Here is an 803-nt window from a genome sequence, read left to right on the forward strand (position 1 = left end):
TCCGATCGTGGGCGCGGCGTCGGCCGAGGTCCGGGTCGGCGTGTACCAGACGAGCCGGTCGCCGGACCCGAGCAGCTCGAGCGCGAAGGCGGCGTTGCCCGCGGTCGTGATCGTGTCGTTCCGCAGCGCGCCGGTCGTGCCGACCAGGGTGACGTCCCCGCCGGGTGTGGCGGTCCGGACGATCCCGGCGACGCGGTCGTCCCCGCTGCCGGTCGTGACGCAGAGGTCGGTGCCGCGCCCCACCGGGCCGTCCGTCGACGGACGGTAGCCCTGACCGGTCACGGTGAGACGTCCTGCGGCGGCCACGGCCGGGACGGCACAGCCGGACGTCGGGACGGTGCCGTCCCCGAGGACGGGCCCGGCCGCGACGACGTCGAGGCCCAGGGCGTCGAGCGCGGCCCGGTCGGTGGAGAGCAGGACGACGTGCTCGGCCGAGCGACCGAGGCGACGTGCGACCCCGGCGTCGAGGGAGCCGGCCGAGTCGTCGACGAGGACCGTCGCGCCGCCGAGGGCGGCCCGGTCGAGCCCGTCCACCCGGTCCACGACGTCCACCCTGGTGCCCCGCTGCTCGAGCACGCGCACGAGTGCCCGCGCTCCGCTCGCCGTCGTCGACCCGGGGTCGAGCGGCTCACGGGTCCGGGCGGTGGTGGACTGCACCGCGGCCGTGAGTCCCGCGAGCAGCACACCCACGAGGACGATGACGACCCAGAAGCCCACCCGGCCGGCACGTCCGGGGGAGCGGACGACACCGGTCGCGGCCGGGGCGGCGCTCACGTCGGCACCGCCGGCGCGGTCGCGGGACG

General features: G+C 77.5%; 1 protein-coding gene. It reads right to left on the reverse strand.

Translation table 11 applies throughout. From position 1 onward, the window contains the following. A partial coding sequence (locus D8M35_RS16210; protein ID WP_342342921.1) for a DUF4350 domain-containing protein occupies positions 1 to 774 on the reverse strand: 774 nt, incomplete at its 3' end. Positions 775 to 803 lie beyond the last annotated feature (29 nt).

The organism is Curtobacterium sp. HSID17257, from assembly GCF_003989515.1.
Classification (GTDB): Bacteria; Actinomycetota; Actinomycetes; order Actinomycetales; family Microbacteriaceae; genus Curtobacterium.